Raw genomic sequence first — 16,658 nt, forward strand, 5'->3', positions numbered from 1 at the left:
CTGCTGGCGGGGGTTCATCTTTCTTTCGGTCATGCCTATGCGCAGCATGGGGGGCACTTTGGCGGTGGCCCCGGTGGTGGTCATTTCGGTGGACCGGGTGGTGGCTGGCATGGGGGTGGCCATGGCGGCTGGGGCGGCGGTTGGCGTGGTCCTGGTGGATGGGACAGAGGCCCCGGCTGGGGCGGTGGCTGGGGTGGCTATTACGGTGGCGGCTGGGGGTGGGGATACCCCTATTCTTATGGTGGTTATGGTGGTTGGAACCCATATTGGGGCAACCCCTACTGGAGTCCTTACTGGGCGGGTTGGGGCTGGGGATGGTCCATGCCATATGCTTATGGTCGCACGGCTGATGTAGAAACATATAGCGGATCATATGCACCGCCAGAGCAGGTTCCTCCACAACCCGTGCCAGAGGGAACGCCACCACAGCAGGCAACGGGGCAGAGCTACTACGCGCCGCCATCCTATTATGCCAGCCCGGATTATGGGCAATATCCGGCGACACAAAGCATGCCCCCGCCCAGCCAGAATGTGGAAGGGAGCGATGGAACTGTGATGTTCAATTGTAAAAGTGGTTATTTTTACAACAACTTAACGCAAAACTGCGATAAGCGCTAAGGCCAGAGCCACAGGTTGCTACGCGGGAGCATTGGCAACCTGTGGGGCTGTTCAGGCCCGTTGAGGGAGTTCTACCCCTTCAAGTTCAAGTAGCCAGACCTTGTCATCCACGCCACCATCGCCCGAATATCCACCAAGCCCATTGCGTGCCAGCACGCGGTGGCACGGGATAAGAATGGGAATAGGGTTGCGCCCAACAGCCTGCCCTACAGACTGGGGGCTGCCGCCAGCCTTTTGTGCCAGTTCGCCATAGGTTGTGGTCGTCCCTGTGGGTATGGTCTGCAAAACGGCCCAGATTTTTTTCTGGTATGGTGTGCCATAGGGTTCGAGAGGAAAGGGGAAGGCGCCTAGGGCCGACGGGTCATCAAACCACTGGTCGAGCCAGTCCCGTGCCTGGCAGAGGAGTGGTGTTTCGGTCTGGTCCCGTCCCCAGCCCCAATCCAGGGAAATGATTTTTCCATCTTCTTCAGACAGGGTAAGTGGTCCCAGGGGAGAGTGGAGGGAAAGCTGAGGCATGGGTCTGGCACTTTCTGAATAACAACAGAGTGGGCGGGGCAAAAGCAGGCACGGTGTGGTGCTGCTGCCAGCACGTTCCATATAGGCCGCTTTTTATCATTTTTTAAATCTACGTTTGCGGACAAAACTGCACTAAAAACACGGTGTTGTCTTGAACAAAACAGTAAGGAACACAGTACGGTGGGATATCAGGGGGAAGACACTATTTTTGCTGTGTCTACAGGTGTAGAGCGCGCGGCTATTGCCGTTATGCGTGTGAGCGGCAAAGGGAGTGCGGATCTTCTGGTAAAGCTCTGTGGTGTGTTGCCTCCACCACGCAAGGCGGTTTTACGCCGCATATGGCGGCAGGCGGATGTGCAGGACACCCTGTTGGACGAAGCCCTTGTCCTGTGGTTTCCCGGTCCCAAAAGCTATACGGGAGAGGATGGGTTTGAACTGCACCTGCATGCGGGGCCTGCCATAATTCAGGCTGTGGCCCATGCTCTGGTGGATGCAGGGGCACGTCCTGCGGAGCCGGGTGAATTTACGCGCAGGGCTTTTACCAATGGCCGGATGGATCTGGTAGAGGCCGAGGGCATAGCCGATCTGGTGGCCGCGGAAACCGAAAGCCAGCGCAGGCAGGCACTGGCGCAGGCCGATGGTGCGCTGAGCCGTGTTTATGAGGGATGGTCAGAACGGCTGAAAAAGCTTCTGGCTTTTCAGGAAGCCCTGATAGACTTCCCTGACGAAGATATCCCCCCCGAAGTGGAGGAGGAAATCCGATCAGGAATCCGGCAGCTTATCGAGCAGATGCAGCAACACATTGCTGATGGGCAGCGTGGGGAGCGTATTCGGCGTGGGGTGGTTTTTGCCATTACAGGCCCACCCAATGCAGGTAAGTCCAGTTTGTTAAACTGGCTGGCAGAACGGGATGCCGCCATTGTTTCCCCCATTGCAGGGACCACGCGGGACGCGCTGGAAATTGTGGGTAGTCTGGCGGGGATCAAGGTCACGTTTGTTGATACTGCTGGCCTGCGTGAAACCGAGGATGAAATAGAGGCCGAAGGTGTGCGTCGTGCTTTGTTTCACGTGAAACAGGCCGACTGTGTTGTGCAGATGTTTGCAGCCCCCGACGTGCCACAAAGTGTATTCCCCGGTGCGCTTGTGGTTGGGAACAAGCTTGACTTGGCCGACCTTCCGGCAGAGGTAGAGGGCGTTGGTGTTATTCCTGTCAGCCTGAAAACAGGCGAGGGGCTGGATGCGCTACGCCAGATTCTGGAACAGAAGGTACTGGCGCTAACCGCATCGTCCACAGGGATGCCGTTGTTAACCCGGGCCCGCCATAGCGCAGGCGTGCAGGATGCCTGTGCCAGTCTGGAAGAAGCACTCCGGCAGGAATGGCCCGAAGTGCGGGGTGAGGAACTCAGGCTGGCCATGCGGGCTCTGGGGCGGTTAACAGGACATGTAGGGGTTGAGGAACTGCTGGATGCCATTTTTGGGCAGTTCTGTATTGGCAAATAAGGGCATGGTGCAGGCGTGGTGATGATGGGGTCTTACGATGTGATTGTGGTTGGCGGTGGTCACGCCGGGTGCGAGGCAGCCGCCGCAGCCGCCCGGTGTGGAGCCAGAACGCTCCTGCTAACGCATAACAAACACACAGTTGGTGCCATGTCCTGCAACCCGGCAATCGGGGGCATAGGCAAGGGCCATCTGGTGCGGGAAATTGACGCACTGGATGGGCTTATGGGCCGCGCGGCAGACCGGGCTGGTATTCATTTCAAACTGCTTAATCGCTCCAAGGGGCCAGCCGTGCAGGGGCCGCGTGCGCAGGCGGACCGTATGCTGTACCGTCAGGCCATACAGGACCTGCTCGCCCAGACGCCGGGGTTGGATATTGTGGAAGGCGCTGTAGCAGACCTGCTGTGCCAGAACGATGGACGCGTCTGTGGTGTTGTGTGCGAAGATGGCAGGCAATGGCAGGCCGGTGCGGTTGTGCTTACAACCGGTACGTTTCTGGATGGGGTTATCCATATCGGGCATCAGTCCCAGCCAGCAGGGCGGATAGGGGAGCAGCCGGCAAAAGCTCTTGCACAGCGCCTGCGGGGCATGAACCTGCGCATGGGGCGCCTGAAAACTGGCACACCGGCAAGGCTTGAACGCAGCAGCATAGACTGGTCCGCTCTGGCTGAAGACAAAGGGGACGTTATTCCCGAACCTTTCAGCCGCATGACGCAGGCTATTACCAACCCGCAAATGGTGTGCGGCATTACCGCGACCACACAGAAAACGCACGAGATCATTCGTGAACATCTGCATCTGTCTGCCGTCTATGGGGGAGGCATTTCGGGCCGTGGGCCAAGATACTGCCCATCTATTGAAGATAAAGTCGTGCGGTTTGCGGATAAGACAAGCCACCAGATTTTTCTCGAACCCGAAGCTCTGCCCGAGCATGAAGGGGGCAATCTGGTTTACCCCAACGGTATTTCCACCAGCCTGCCTGCCCATGTGCAGGATGCCATGATTCACTCCATTCCCGGTCTGGAACATGCGGTGATCGCGCAGTACGGATACGCAGTGGAGTATGATTATGTTGACCCGCGTGAGCTCACAACATCGCTTGAGCTACGCCAATGCCCCGGCCTGTTTCTGGCAGGGCAGATTAACGGAACAACCGGGTATGAGGAGGCCGGGGCACAGGGCCTGCTGGCCGGGGTTAATGCCGCCCGTTGTGCCGGTGGGCAGGCAGGCGTGAGCCTGGACCGTGGCAAGGCCTATATTGGCGTTATGGTGGATGACCTGACAACGCAGGGGGTGAGCGAACCCTACCGTATGTTCACATCCCGGGCCGAATACAGGCTGACCCTGCGGGCAGATAATGCCGACATCCGCCTGACTCAGCTAGGCGTGGAGTGGGGGTGTGTTGGTGCCCAGCGGCAGGCCGCTTTTGCGCACGAACTGGGGCAGATCAATGCCGTAACGGCGCAGGCCGAAGCCGAAGGCTGGCAGCCACAGCAGCTTGCCAGTGTGGGCATGAAGGTTGCGCAGGATGGCCGACGCAGGAGCTTGCTGGAGGTTCTGGGCTATGGGGCCGATCCATCGATTGTAGAGCAGATTGCTCCATGGTTTTTGCAGGTGCCGGAACGGGTGCGCCAGTATGTGACCACGCAGGCGCGCTATAGTGGGTACCTGACCCGCCAGAACAGGGAAATCAAGCAACTGGAAGCTGAAACGGAAATCCGTTTTCCGCCGAAGCTGGATTTTGCCAGCATTGGTGGGCTGAGCACGGAAATGAAGGAAAGGCTGGAGCAGGCAAAGCCGGAAAGTTTTAGTGCTGCACAGCGTATTCCCGGAATGACACCGTCTGCGCTTATGGCAATTCTGGCCTATTTGCGCAAAGGGCAGGAGCAGGTGCATGTTGGCTGAGTACGAGACTGTTTCACGTGAAACAGAAGAACGTCTGCACGCCTATATGGCTGTGCTCAAAAAGTGGAATGAACGGATCAACCTTGTCTCCCCCAAGGATATGGATAACCTGTGGGAGCGGCATATTCTGGATAGTCTCCAGCTTGTACCTTTGGTAAAAGGGCGCGAGCGATTTGTGGATATGGGGTCAGGTGGTGGTTTTCCCGGTATTGTGCTGGGTATAGCGGCCAATATTCCGGGGGTGCTGATCGAATCCGATCAGCGTAAATCCGCGTTTTTGCGTGAAGCCGCCAGAATAACGGGTGCCCCCCTTACTGTCCTGCCCTGCCGGCTGGACAGTGCTGAGGTTGCTCCCGCACCAGTGGTTACGGCGCGTGCGCTGGCCCCGCTGGACAAATTGTTAACATGGGCGCGTCCATTACTGGAGCCCGGTGGCGTTGGCCTGTTTCTGAAGGGACGGCAGGCCGAGCAGGAAATTGAGGAGGCAGCCAGGACCTGGCGGTTTGATGTCCGGTCATGGCCCAGCAAAACAAGCCCCGATGGTGTTATTCTGGAAGTGAGTAATTTTAATCGTGCAGAAGGCTAAAAAAAATCGAAAAGACTGCTGCATTCTTGCAGTAGCAAACCAGAAAGGTGGCGTGGGCAAAACAACCACCGCCATCAATCTGGCTGCAGCTTTGGCAGCCGATGGCGCTCGCGTTGTGCTTCTGGATCTGGACCCGCAGGGCAATGCCTCTACCGGTGTTGGTGTCAGCTATGATGCCAGAAAAGGTGGCGCTTATGCCCTACTCATGCACGAAAAATCTGCGCAGGATCTTTTGCAGCCAACCGAGATTGATAACCTGTCAGTTATCGCAGCCAACACGGAACTGGTCGGGGCAGAAATCGAACTGGTTGAAACGCAAGGCCGCGAATACAGGCTGCGCGAGGCACTGGAGCCACTGGCCCAGCAGGTGGACTATATTATCATAGACTGCCCCCCAAGCCTTGGTCTGCTGACCCTGAATGCTCTGGTTGCAGCCCACGGCGTGCTGGCCCCCTTGCAGTGCGAATTTTTTGCGCTCGAAGGCTTGGGGCATCTGGTCAAAACCATTGGGCATGTGACCAAAAACCTGAACCCCGGCCTTAAGGTCGCAGGTATTGTGCTGACCATGTATGACAAACGGAATAATCTGTCCGAACTGGTCGCAGCAGACGCACGCAGCTTTTTTGGCGATGATGTGCTTGAAACCCTTATCCCGAGGAATATCCGCATTTCCGAAGCGCAGAGCCACGGTCTGCCTGTCATGACCTACGACCCCCGCGCAACCGGAGCCACGGCCTATCAGGCGCTTGCCGCCGAAATCATGAGGAGAACGGCATGAGCGCGCCACCACGGAGCAAAGCTGCTGCCCGCCCAAAACTGGGCCGGGGACTTGCCGCATTACTGGGGGATGCCGCCGGGGCAGGCATGAGTTCAAAAGGGAATGAATCTGAATACAAGGGTGGTGCTGTGAGCGTTCTTCCGGTTGAAGCCCTTGTTGCCGGGCCATTCCAGCCTCGGCAGATTATGGAACCGGCCGCCCTTGAGGAACTGGCAGACTCCATTCGCGAGCGGGGTATTTTGCAGCCTATTCTGGTACGCCCGGACCCGGGCAAAAAAGGCCAGTACCAGATTATTGCCGGTGAGCGCCGGTGGCGGGCCGCTCAGTTGGCCCAGTGCCACGAAGTGCCCGTGCATGTGCGTGACCTGAGCGAAGCCGATGCCATGGCCGCGGCACTGGTGGAAAACCTCCAGCGTACGGACCTGAATCCGGTGGAAGAAGCCGAAGGCTTTAACCGCCTGATGGACGATTACAGCCTGACGCAGGAAGACCTTGCCAGAGCCATTGGCAAGTCCCGCCCCCATGTTGCCAACACGTTGCGCCTGCTCAAGCTGCCTGATGCCGTTCGGGCGGAGCTTAAAAAAGGCACGCTGTCTGCCGGTCATGCCCGGGCATTGCTGGCGCACCCCAACCCTGTGGCTGCTGCGGCCGAAGTGATTGCCCGTGGGTTGTCAGTTCGCCAGACTGAAGCATTGGTGCAGAAGGCATTGGAGCAGCAGGCCGGTAAGCCGGTGGTGAAGGAAAAAAAGATCCAGAACCCGGAAATTGCAGCCCTTGAGCGTGATCTTGCCAGCCGGTTGGGGCTCAAAGTGGCCGTTAACTTTGATGGACGCAAAGGGGGCTCTCTGGAAATCCATTATAAAAGCCTCGATCAGCTGGATACTGTGCTGGCTTTGTTAAAATCCTGAATTTTCAGGCTTGTGCTTATCAAAAAGGGGTGGTAAAAGACCCCCACTTCAGCCCAATGGGCTGTAAGGGTGCATAGCTCAGTTGGTAGAGCAGCTGACTCTTAATCAGCGGGTCCAAGGTTCGAGTCCTTGTGCACCCACCAAATTTTCCTAAATTTTGGTGGTTCAGATGTCAGGCTGGAAAAGTAGTCCAGCCTGCCGGTGTCTCTTCGGAATCATTTGAAACTGTTTTTTCAAGCTGACTCGGCGCAAGCTTAGTTCTGTTGTCGGCGTGTTCTCAGCCAAGGCTGGAGCTTCCCCCTCGTTTTTCCAAAAATCTGTCTGTTTTTGTGGTTCTATGCCCCAAATAGCCATCCGTGCGTTGAGCATATGATGTGCCACCAGGCTCAGCCTTGGTTATGTGTTTGCTGCATTGTGCGGAAGCATGGAGGCGGGTTCTTATCAAGGAAGAACTCCTGCCTGTCTGAGGTCACGCGCCCTCCGTATGGCCATGTTTTTTAGTAAGGCGAACTAAGCAGAAAAAAGCCGTGCAAAATGAAAGGGCAAACTGGCTGGACTACGGTAAGCGCCGTTCTTTTAGGGCGGCCCATGCACAGCCATAACGTGTCTGGGGAAGACACTATGCGCCCGCAAGTGTGGCTACTTCAGGCAATCTAGGGGGATTGGCCGAATGACTGCACAAGAAGTGCTCATCGTAGATAAAGGCAATGCTATCAGCCACACTCAACACGGTGGATGATCGCAGTATTTATGAATATCATAAGGGAGGTAAACAATGCGGTAGGATGAACATTTTTGGTATTCATCCAAGCTCCAGAATTTTTCAGGAAAATCTGGAGCGGGCGATGGGATTCGAACCCACGACCCCAACCTTGGCAAGGTTGTGCTCTACCCCTGAGCTACGCCCGCATTGGATGGCCTCCTTTTATGGGGGAGCGCTCAATTGTGCAAGAGGGAAAATGCAAAAAAGGCGCTTTTTTTTCATGCAACTGCACGCATCTGTCATGGAGCAGCGCTTTGCCAGCCCTTGGCGGTCGGTTTGCCTGCCTGCTAGACAGGACAGTGCTCCTCGCAGCAAGGAAGGAAAGCCGTGACCACGTCCTTATTCCGATCTCTGTACCATCAGGGATTTGTGCGCGTGGCGGCCTGCACGGCGCCCGTCACCCTTGCAGACCCTTACGCCAACAGGGACCAGATTCTGGCCACGGCCCGCACTTGCGCCCAGCAGGGGGCTGGCTTGTGCGTTTTCCCAGAACTCGGGCTGAGCGGCTATTCCATCGAGGACCTGCTCCAGCACAGCACGCTCCAGCGTGGGGTGGAAAACGCACTGGTGGAGCTGGCGCAGGCAACGGTGGATCTGCTGCCCGTGCTGGTGGTTGGGGCTCCTCTGGCCCACAGGAACAGCCTGTATAATTGCGCTGTGGTGCTGCACCGGGGCCGTATTCTTGGTGTGGTGCCCAAAAGTTACCTGCCCAATTACCGCGAGTTCTACGAAAAACGGCACTTTGCTCCGGGGGCTGCCGTGCGGGGGCAGAGTATGCGCCTTGGTGGGCAGGATGTTCCCTTTGGTGTGGACCTGCTGTTTACCGCCCAGGATGTGCCGGGTTTTTGCCTTGGTGTGGAAATCTGTGAGGATATGTGGGTCCCCAATCCACCCTCCACAGCGCAGGCCATGGCCGGGGCCACCGTGCTGGCCAACCTGTCTGCAAGCGATATTACCGTGGGCAAGGCCCGTACCCGCAGTTTGCTCTGCCTCTCCCAGTCTGCGCGGTGTGTGGCGGCCTACCTGTATGCCGCGGCGGGCGAGGGCGAATCCACCACGGATCTGGCATGGGATGGCCAGACCGCCATTTTTGAAAATGGTGTGCTGCTGGCCGAAAGTGAGCGTTTTCCCACAGGCGCACAGGCCGTTGTGGCGGATATTGACCTTACATTGCTCCGCCATGAGCGCGCACAGGTTGGCTCCTTTGCCGACTGCGCTGCCATGGCTGGCCCGCCCCAAGCACTCTGGCGTTCCATAGGGTTTACGCTGGCTCCTCCGGTCTCTGACCTGGGTCTGCTGCGCCCGCTCTCGCGCTTTCCCTTTGTGCCAGCGGACCCCGCGCGGCTGGAGCAGGATTGTTTTGAAGCTTTTACCATTCAGGTTTCGGCTCTCAAGCAGCGGCTTAAAAGCTGCCGGGCTGCGGGTATGGTTATTGGTGTATCTGGCGGGTTGGATTCCACCCACGCCCTGCTGGTGGCGGTACGCACGGCGGACGAACTGGGTTGGCCCCGCACGGCCATACGGGGCTACACCATGCCCGGCTTTGGCACCACGGAGCAGACACTGGCCAGCGCGCATGCCTTGATGGAGCATCTGGGCATTACGCAGGCAACGCTGGACATCCGGCCTGCCGCAACCCTTATGCTCCAGACCATGGACCACCCCTTTGCCAGAGGGGAGCCTGTGCATGACATTACGTTTGAAAATGTGCAGGCCGGGCTGCGCACGGATTTTCTGTTCCGTCTGGCCAACCAGCACAACGGTATTGTTATTGGCACGGGTGATCTGTCGGAGCTGGCGCTGGGGTGGTGTACCTACGGCGTGGGGGACCAGATGGCGCATTACAACGTGAATGCAGGCTTGCCCAAAACCCTTATCCAGCACCTTATCCGCTGGTGCATTGCCTCGGGGCATTTCCCGGCGGATGTCTGCGCCGTGCTGCGCACCGTGCTGGCAACCGAGATTTCCCCCGAGCTGATCCCCGCAACGGCGGGTGCAAGCCAGAGCACGGAAGACACAATCGGGCCATATGCCCTGCATGACTTCACGCTCTATTACGTGCTGCGCCACGGTTTTGGTCCCGCGCGCATTGCCTTTATGGCCGAACAGGTCTGGCGTGATGCCGGGCAAGGCGCCTGGCCGCCGGGCTTTATGCCGCATGACCACAAAAGCTACGGCCTGCCGGTTATTCGCAAATGGCTGAAGGTCTTTATGTTCCGATTTTTTACCACCAGCCAGTTCAAGCGCTCGGCCATGCCCAATGGTCCCAAGGTCATGGCGGGGGGGAGCCTCTCCCCCCGTGGGGACTGGCGCGCCCCATCCGATGGCAACGCAACCCTGTGGTTGAAGGAGCTGGAAGAGCATGTGCCCGAAGCCTGAAATACCGCCCAGTCGGCGGAATGGCATTGTGCCCGGTCTTGGGCTATAAGCTGGGACCATGACAACATCGCGCCACGCCACAGTTCACCGCGTTACCAGCGAAACCGATATTGCCATTGCCCTGACTCTGGACGGGACTGGCAAGGCTCGGGTTGAAACCGGTATCGGCTTTTTTGACCACATGCTGACCGCCCTGGCCAAGCATGGCCTGTTTGATCTGGATATAACGGTCAAGGGTGACCTGCATATAGATGGCCACCATACGGTGGAGGATACGGGCATTGCTCTGGGGCAGGCCATGCGGCAGGCACTGGGCGACAAGCGCGGCGTGCGCCGGTTTGGCTCGGCCCTTGTTCCGCTGGACGAAGCGTTGTGCGAGGCAGTGGTCGATCTTTCTGGCCGTCCGTTCCTGACGTTTGAGGCCACCTTTGACCGGGACCGCATTGGCGAGCTGGATACGGAACTGGTGGAAGAGTTTTTTCGGGCGTTTGCCATGTCCGCCATGCTCACCCTGCACCTGAACCAGCGGGCCGGTAAAAACTGCCACCATATTGCCGAGGCAGCGTTCAAGGCTCTTGCCCGCGCACTCCGTATGGCAGTAGAGCCGGACCCGCGCGCTCTTGGGGCCATTCCGTCGACCAAAGGCGTCCTGTAAACCAACCGGCGGCGGGTGTGATTCCGCCATGTTCTGGCCAGAGCATGGTCCCGCCCCAACAGACAACCAGCCGTGTTTTTTGCCCCGGTGCGGGGGAGTGGCACGGTTTTCCGCACGATCAGAACCAGGAGGGTTTTATGGCCCAGCCTCTCTCCATTGCTGTTGTCGATTACGAAGGGGGCAATCTGGCCTCTGCCGCCCGGGCTGCCCAGCGTGCTGCCGAGCTTTCCGGCCTTAACGCCTCGGTGATCATTACCAACGAACCGGGCGAGGTCCGGCGCGCGGACCGTATTATCCTGCCCGGTCAGGGCGCATTTGCGGACTGCGCACAGGGGCTGGAGGCCATTGCGGGTTTAAAGGACGCCATTTTGCAGGCTGTAGCAAAAGGCACGCCGTTTTTGGGAATCTGCGTTGGCATGCAGCTTATGGCCGAACGCGGGCTTGAGCATGGTGTAACCGAAGGTTTTGGCTGGATCGCGGGGGAAATCGCCCCCATGGAAGCCCCCGGTCTGCGCCTGCCGCAAATGGGCTGGAATGAGCTGGAACTCCACCAGTCCCACCCGCTGACCCAAGGGCTGGGCCCAGCCCCGCACGGCTATTTTGTCCACTCCTACGCCCTGCGCAACACCACGGATGACGTGCTGCTGGCCAGTGCGGATTACGGCGGCAGCGTGCCAGCCATTGTCTGCCGCAATAACGTGGCAGGCACACAGTTTCACGTGGAAAAAAGCCAGACTGTGGGGCTGAAGATTCTTGCGAACTTTTTAGCATGGCAACCGGAAGCGACGTTCTGATGTCCCGCGTAACCCGCGTCCAGCGCATTCTGTCGCTGGAGGAAGATGACCTTCAGGCTTTGTGCGAGTCCGTGGATGCCGCCATTCTGGATGGCGGCGGGTTTGGCTGGTTGCAGCCACAGGGCCGGCAGGTGCTTGAACGTTATTTCCGCGGTCTGCTGCTGGTGCCCGAGCGCATGCTGTTCGCCATCCGGCTGGATGGGGTTATTGTTGGCGGGGCCCAGCTTATTCGCGCCCCCCGCAATAACGAATTACAGGCCATGTGCATTACCCTTGCCCACCTGTTTGTTGCACCGTACGCGCGCAGGCAGGGGCTGGGGGCCGCCTTGTTGCAGGAGGTGGAAAACGCCGCACGCAACATGGGCTTCCGGGTGCTGAATGTGGATGTGTTGCAGACACAGACCGCAGCCATTGCTCTATTTGAAAAGACCGGGTTCCACATATGGGGCAAACACCCGTTTTATGCCCGGGTGGGGGATGAGCTTGTATCGGGGCTGTTCCTTACCAAATGCCTCGATGATACCCTGCCTTTACAGTCCACCAAGACCCGTAACGAACAAGAAGCCAGCCACACGCCATGACCACATCCACGCCCTCCCGCCCGCTGACCCTCTACCCCGCCATTGACCTGAAGGATGGCGCGTGTGTGCGCCTGCGCCGTGGGGAAATGGACGACGCAACCGTTTATTCCGACAACCCCAGCGCACAGGCCACCGCATGGCAGGATGCAGGGTTTGAATGGCTGCATGTGGTGGACCTGAACGGCGCATTTGCCGGGGCATCGGCCAACACACAGGCTGTACGCTCCATTCTGGATGCCGCCCATGTGCCGGTCCAGCTTGGCGGTGGCCTGCGGGATATGGCCGCCATTGCCGCATGGCTGGAGGCGGGGATTACCCGCGTTATTCTGGGTTCGGTCGCGGTCAAGAACCCCGCTCTGGTGCGCGAGGCCTGCCGTGCCTTCCCCGGCCGTATTGTGGCCGGGATTGACGCGCGCTCCGGTCTGGTGGCGACCGAGGGCTGGGCAGAAGTGTCGGACATGCAGGCAACCGACCTTGCCCTGCGGATGCAGGATGCAGGGGTTGGCGCAATCATCTTTACCGAAATCAGCCGGGACGGCATGCTCGAAGGGCTGGATATTGAGCAGACCGTAGCGCTGGCCAACACCGTATCCATTCCCGTTATTGCCAGCGGGGGGGTGGGCAGCCTTGACCACCTTGCAGCCCTGCGCGTGGCGGCCAACACCACACCGGGCATAGAAGGTGTTATTGTTGGCCGCGCGCTGTATGATGGCCGCGTATCACCTTCACAAGCCCTGCGAGTGCTGAGCGGATGCTGAAGCTACGCGTTATTCCCTGTCTGGACGTAAAAAATGGCCGGGTGGTCAAGGGCGTCAACTTTGTTGCCCTGCGTGATGCAGGCGACCCGGTCGAGCAGGCCGCGGTGTACGATGCCGCCGGGGCCGATGAACTGACTTTTCTGGACATTACCGCCAGCCACGAAAACCGGGATACCATTCTGGACGTGGTGAGCCGTACTGCAGAAAAAATCTTCCTGCCCCTGACCGTGGGCGGGGGGGTGCGCACCACGGATGACATGCGCCGCCTGCTGCTGGCCGGGGCCGACAAATGCGCCATGAACTCCGCCGCCGTGACCCGCCCCGAACTGATTAGCGAGGCCGCGCGCAAGTTTGGCAGCCAGTGTGTTGTGGTTGCGGTGGATGCCCGCCAGACCGCACCGGGCACGTGGGAGGTTTTTACCCATGGTGGCCGCACCCCAACGGGCATTAACGCCATAGACTGGTGCAAACAGGCTGCCGAGCGCGGCGCGGGTGAAATCCTGCTGACATCCATGGACCGTGATGGCACGGGCAGCGGGTTTGATCTGGACCTGCTGCGCGCGGCAACACAGGCTGTGCGCCTGCCTATTGTGGCCTCTGGTGGTGTTGGCACGCTCGACCATTTTGTGGAAGGTGCCCGGGCCGGGGCAACAGGGTTGCTGGCCGCCAGTGTTTTCCATTTTGGGCAGTTTACCGTCTCTCAGGTCAAACAGGCTTTGACCCAGGCCGGACTGCCGGTTCGCCCTTCCCCCGCTCCTTTTCAGGTCAGTCAGACGTCATGATCAAAAAAGCTCCGTCAAAAGCCACTGCCAAAGCCGAGACAAAAACCGTCAAGGCTAAAAAAACCAAGGTGGCAGAAACTCAGGAACTTCCCCCTCTGTCCGATGGGGCAGATGCTTCCGTGCTCAACCGGCTGTATGACGTTGTGCAAAGCCGCAAGAACGCGGACCCCGCAGTAAGCCATTCGGCCCGCCTGCTCTCACGCGGTACCTACAAGATCGCGCAGAAGTTTGGTGAGGAAGCGGTGGAATGCCTGATCGAAGCCGTGGCAGGCCGCACCAGTCTGCTGGTGGGGGAAAGTGCCGATGTGCTGTACCACCTGATTGTCATGTGGGTGAATGCAGGCATTACGCCAGATGAGGTCTGGGCCGAACTGGCCCGGCGTGAAGGCACAAGCGGCATTGCCGAAAAAGCCTCACGCCCCAAAGTATCCCTGCACCCATCCGGCGCAACCGCATCAGACGCAACAAAACAGGACTGACCGACCATGGCTGTGACCGGCAAAGGCCCTTACGACCAGCAGAACATTTTTGCGAAGATCCTGCGTGGTGAAATCCCCTGCAAACCTGTTTTTGAAAACGACTGGGTGCTGGCCTTTGAGGACATTGCCCCCAAAGCCCCCGTGCATGTGCTGATTATTCCCAAAAAGCCGTATGTCTCCTTCATGGATTTCAGCAAGACCGCTCCGGCGGAAGAAATTGCCGGGGTCATGCGCGCAGCCGGGCAGATTGCCCACACTCTGGGGCTGGAAGAAAACGGCTACCGGCTGATTACCAACGCAGGCACCAATTCGGGGCAGGAAGTCCCGCATTTTCATCTGCACCTCATGGGGGGTGGCCCGCTTCCGGCGTTCCCACAATAACACGGCTTAACGCCCCCTTTTGCAACAAAGGCACCAGACCATGACGCCTATGGACATGCTTCTCTCCCGCGCCTCTACCGACCGGCTGCAGGACCCGGCTCCTTCGCCCGAGCAGTTGATGGTTATTCTGGGCACGGCCATGCGCGCACCTGACCATGGTCGCCTTCAGCCATGGCGTTATGTTGTGATCGAGGGGCAGGACCGCCCCGCTCTGGCCGAGCGCATTGTGGCCAGCATGGCGCGCGTGGAGCCAGAAGCCCCCGCTGCCAAAATTGAAAAACGTCGCACCCGTTTTGCCACCATGCCCATGATTATGGCCCTGGGCATGCACCTGCAGCCCGAGCATAAAATTCCGCTCTGGGAGCAGGAAATGTGCGTGGCCGCCGGGGCCATGAACATTCTTAACGCCCTGTATGCAACGGGCTTTGGTGGCGTATGGGTTTCCGGTGCACTGGTGGAGGACGCCGTTCTGGCGGCCGAGCTGGGGTTAAGCCGGCTGGCGGGCTTTTTGTTTGTGGGTACGCCGGACGGCGCACAGCCTACACCCAAGCGGGCCGACCCCGCCCTGTTTACTGCGCGCTGGCACGGCCAGCCCGTAACCTTTGGCGCAGACAAGGACTAACCCATGTCCGACATACAGCAGACAGACGTTGCCGTTATTGGTGGTGGTCCGGTCGGGCTGGCCACGGCTCTTCTTATGGCGCGTGGTGGTCTTTCGGTAACCGTTCTGGAGCGCGCTCCGCTTGATACATGGTCCGAACCCGGCTTTGACGGGCGTGAAATTGCCCTGACCCACCACTCTGTCCGTCTGCTTGAACAGACCGGCGCGTGGGCCCACATTCCGCAGGCGGTTGTTTGCCCGCTCAAGGAAGCACGGATTGAAACTGGCAGTTTCCGGCACCCGCTCACGTTTGACACGCGGGGCGAAGGGGTGGATGCGCTGGGCTGGCTGGTTTCCAACAACCAGATCCGTCGCGGCCTGTTTGCTGCGGCACAGCATATGCCCAACATTACCCTCCAGCCCGGCACGGCGGTGCAGACCATCCGGCAGGGGCAGGATTACGCGGCGGTCCACCATACGGGCGGGCAGGTGAATGCAAAGCTGGTTGTCGGGGCGGACGGGCGTTTTTCCCCCACCCGGCAGCGCGCGGGCATTGGCGCAATTGTGCATGATTTTGGCAAGTCCATGATGGTCTGCCGCATGGCGCACGAATCCCCCCACCATAATGTTGCGCTCCAGTGGTTTGATGAGGGGCAGACAATCGCCCTGCTGCCCGTTAACGGCATGGCCTCCTCCCTTGTGCTGACCCTGCCCCCGCAGGAGATTGAGGCACTAGCCCATATGCCGCGTGAGGCATTTAATGCCGAAATCATGCGCCGTGTGGGCAACAGGCTTGGGGCCATGCGGCTTGTCAGCACCCGGCACGTGTACCCGCTCAAAGGCGTTTACGCGCACAGGTTTACGGCCCGTAGGCTGGCACTGGTGGGCGATGCTGCGGTTGGCATGCACCCGATTACGGCACACGGGTTTAATCTGGGCCTGAAGGGGCAGGACATACTGGCCCGGCAGGTGCTGGCAGCCGTTGCGAATAATGGGGATGCAGGCAACCCCGCGGCCCTGCGCGCATTTGAGTGCCAGCACCGCAAGGCAACGGCGCTACTATTTGCGGGCACAAACGGGATTGCCTCGCTCTACACCCATGACGGCCCACCCTTCCGCCAGATCCGTGAAGGGTGCCTGCGTATGGCAGACAGGTTCTCCCCTTTCAAAAAAGCGGTGACATCCCTGTTAATGGACCGTCAGCCCTCTACTCCCTGAGCCGGAGGGCGGACAGGTTTACGGGTTTTGCGGGCTGGTTGTGGTGTGTCTGGCCGCGCCAGCTCCCCAGCCAGCCAGTGGGCCAGCACGCTGAGAATATAGTCCTGTTCCGCTTCATTCAGCTGGCGGCCGGATGGCAGCGCATGCCATTTGGCCAGACATGAGCGGCAGCATGTTCCCGTGGCATGCTGGGCTACAAAAACCGGGTGCCCCTTCCACGGTGTCTGCCGTCCATCTTTGAGCGGTGCAGCGGGTGCCAGGCGACGGGCGATGAAGTCCTGCCCATGCTCGAGCACCAGCGGCAAACCTTTTTCCCGCAGATACGCCATATCCTGCGCATTGAGATGAAAACGCTGCCTGAACGTGGAGCGCGCCAGTTTTTCCCACAACTCTGGTGGCACCACAGCTTGTGGTGCCACAGTCCGGCGCGGGAAAAGGTCATCCTGAAAAAAAGTCATA

General features: G+C 59.1%; 16 protein-coding genes, 2 tRNA genes and 1 pseudogene. 16 read left to right on the forward strand and 3 right to left on the reverse strand.

Going from position 1 to position 16,658, the window contains the following annotated elements; genetic code table 11:
- The first annotated feature begins 31 nt into the window (after positions 1-31).
- Positions 32-355 carry a hypothetical protein gene (locus tag GOB83_RS14765; RefSeq protein ID WP_206752412.1) on the forward strand — a complete coding sequence of 108 codons (324 nt, stop codon included), beginning with the start codon at positions 32-34 and terminating at the stop codon, positions 353-355.
- A gap of 314 nt (positions 356-669) precedes the next feature.
- Here the strand turns inward: GOB83_RS14765 and GOB83_RS08215 are convergent, their stop codons facing one another.
- Positions 670-1,134, reverse strand: coding sequence for a methylated-DNA--[protein]-cysteine S-methyltransferase (locus tag GOB83_RS08215; RefSeq protein ID WP_086646512.1), 465 nt, complete (start codon positions 1,132-1,134; stop codon positions 670-672).
- 180 nt (positions 1,135-1,314) lie between these two features.
- Here GOB83_RS08215 and mnmE point away from each other — a divergent pair, with 180 nt between their 5' ends.
- The 6 genes from mnmE (at position 1,315) to GOB83_RS08245 (ending at position 6,951) form a co-directional block, all read left to right on the forward strand.
- On the forward strand, positions 1,315-2,634 hold the full coding sequence (mnmE, locus tag GOB83_RS08220) for a tRNA uridine-5-carboxymethylaminomethyl(34) synthesis GTPase MnmE (RefSeq protein ID WP_165925735.1): 1,320 nt from the start codon (positions 1,315-1,317) through the stop codon (positions 2,632-2,634).
- Positions 2,635-2,655: 21 nt separating this feature from the next.
- Positions 2,656-4,536, forward strand: a complete 1,881-nt coding sequence (gene mnmG / locus GOB83_RS08225) for a tRNA uridine-5-carboxymethylaminomethyl(34) synthesis enzyme MnmG (protein ID WP_165925736.1) — start codon at positions 2,656-2,658, stop codon at positions 4,534-4,536.
- Complete coding sequence (gene rsmG, locus GOB83_RS08230) at positions 4,526-5,122, forward strand: 16S rRNA (guanine(527)-N(7))-methyltransferase RsmG (protein ID WP_165925737.1); 597 nt, start codon at positions 4,526-4,528, stop codon at positions 5,120-5,122. Before mnmG ends, rsmG begins: the two co-directional genes overlap by 11 nt.
- Complete coding sequence (locus GOB83_RS08235; RefSeq protein WP_086646516.1) at positions 5,109-5,900, forward strand: ParA family protein; 792 nt, start codon at positions 5,109-5,111, stop codon at positions 5,898-5,900. The genes rsmG and GOB83_RS08235 overlap by 14 nt, the downstream gene beginning before the upstream one ends.
- On the forward strand, positions 5,897-6,808 hold the full coding sequence (locus GOB83_RS08240) for a ParB/RepB/Spo0J family partition protein (RefSeq protein WP_165925738.1): 912 nt from the start codon (positions 5,897-5,899) through the stop codon (positions 6,806-6,808). The genes GOB83_RS08235 and GOB83_RS08240 overlap by 4 nt, the downstream gene beginning before the upstream one ends.
- A 67-nt stretch (positions 6,809-6,875) precedes the next feature.
- Positions 6,876-6,951: transfer RNA gene (locus GOB83_RS08245), tRNA-Lys, on the forward strand.
- A 691-nt stretch (positions 6,952-7,642) separates the two neighbouring features.
- Here the strand turns inward: GOB83_RS08245 and GOB83_RS08250 are convergent.
- Positions 7,643-7,717 (reverse strand) — tRNA-Gly (locus GOB83_RS08250).
- Positions 7,718-7,898: 181 nt separating this feature from the next.
- Here GOB83_RS08250 and GOB83_RS08255 point away from each other — a divergent pair.
- The 9 genes and pseudogenes from GOB83_RS08255 (at position 7,899) to ubiM (ending at position 16,199) form a co-directional block, all read left to right on the forward strand.
- Positions 7,899-9,950 (forward strand): NAD(+) synthase, encoded by a 2,052-nt coding sequence (locus tag GOB83_RS08255; protein WP_165925739.1) that lies wholly within the window; start codon positions 7,899-7,901, stop codon positions 9,948-9,950.
- Between the two features lie 58 nt (positions 9,951-10,008).
- Positions 10,009-10,605, forward strand: coding sequence for an imidazoleglycerol-phosphate dehydratase HisB (gene hisB / locus GOB83_RS08260; RefSeq protein WP_086646529.1), 597 nt, complete (start codon positions 10,009-10,011; stop codon positions 10,603-10,605).
- A 137-nt stretch (positions 10,606-10,742) separates the two neighbouring features.
- Positions 10,743-11,399: an imidazole glycerol phosphate synthase subunit HisH gene (hisH, locus tag GOB83_RS08265; protein ID WP_095349525.1), complete on the forward strand. Its 657-nt coding sequence runs from the start codon at positions 10,743-10,745 to the stop codon at positions 11,397-11,399.
- A pseudogene (hisA, locus tag GOB83_RS15275) lies at positions 11,399-12,738 on the forward strand (1-(5-phosphoribosyl)-5-[(5-phosphoribosylamino)methylideneamino]imidazole-4-carboxamide isomerase). The gene hisH and the pseudogene hisA overlap by 1 nt, the downstream one beginning before the upstream one ends.
- Positions 12,732-13,520, forward strand: coding sequence for an imidazole glycerol phosphate synthase subunit HisF (gene hisF, locus GOB83_RS08275; RefSeq protein ID WP_086646530.1), 789 nt, complete (start codon positions 12,732-12,734; stop codon positions 13,518-13,520). The pseudogene hisA and the gene hisF overlap by 7 nt, the downstream one beginning before the upstream one ends.
- Positions 13,517-13,999, forward strand: coding sequence for a phosphoribosyl-ATP diphosphatase (locus tag GOB83_RS08280; protein WP_165925740.1), 483 nt, complete (start codon positions 13,517-13,519; stop codon positions 13,997-13,999). The genes hisF and GOB83_RS08280 overlap by 4 nt, the downstream gene beginning before the upstream one ends.
- Positions 14,000-14,005: 6 nt before the next feature.
- On the forward strand, positions 14,006-14,380 hold the full coding sequence (locus GOB83_RS08285) for a histidine triad nucleotide-binding protein (RefSeq protein WP_086646532.1): 375 nt from the start codon (positions 14,006-14,008) through the stop codon (positions 14,378-14,380).
- A 40-nt stretch (positions 14,381-14,420) separates the two neighbouring features.
- The gene (locus GOB83_RS08290; RefSeq protein ID WP_165925741.1) at positions 14,421-15,002 is read left to right on the forward strand and encodes a nitroreductase family protein; all 582 of its coding nucleotides are present in this window, start codon (positions 14,421-14,423) and stop codon (positions 15,000-15,002) included.
- Positions 15,003-15,005: 3 nt separating this feature from the next.
- The gene (gene ubiM / locus GOB83_RS08295; protein ID WP_165925742.1) at positions 15,006-16,199 is read left to right on the forward strand and encodes a 5-demethoxyubiquinol-8 5-hydroxylase UbiM; all 1,194 of its coding nucleotides are present in this window, start codon (positions 15,006-15,008) and stop codon (positions 16,197-16,199) included.
- Here the strand turns inward: ubiM and GOB83_RS08300 are convergent.
- The gene (locus GOB83_RS08300) at positions 16,181-16,657 is read right to left on the reverse strand and encodes a DUF4186 domain-containing protein (protein WP_165925743.1); all 477 of its coding nucleotides are present in this window, start codon (positions 16,655-16,657) and stop codon (positions 16,181-16,183) included. The two genes, ubiM and GOB83_RS08300, sit on opposite strands and share 19 nt — an antisense overlap.
- Position 16,658: the final 1 nt, after the last annotated feature.

It is taken from the genome of Acetobacter fabarum (genome assembly GCF_011516925.1).
Lineage (GTDB): Bacteria > Pseudomonadota > Alphaproteobacteria > Acetobacterales > Acetobacteraceae > Acetobacter > Acetobacter fabarum.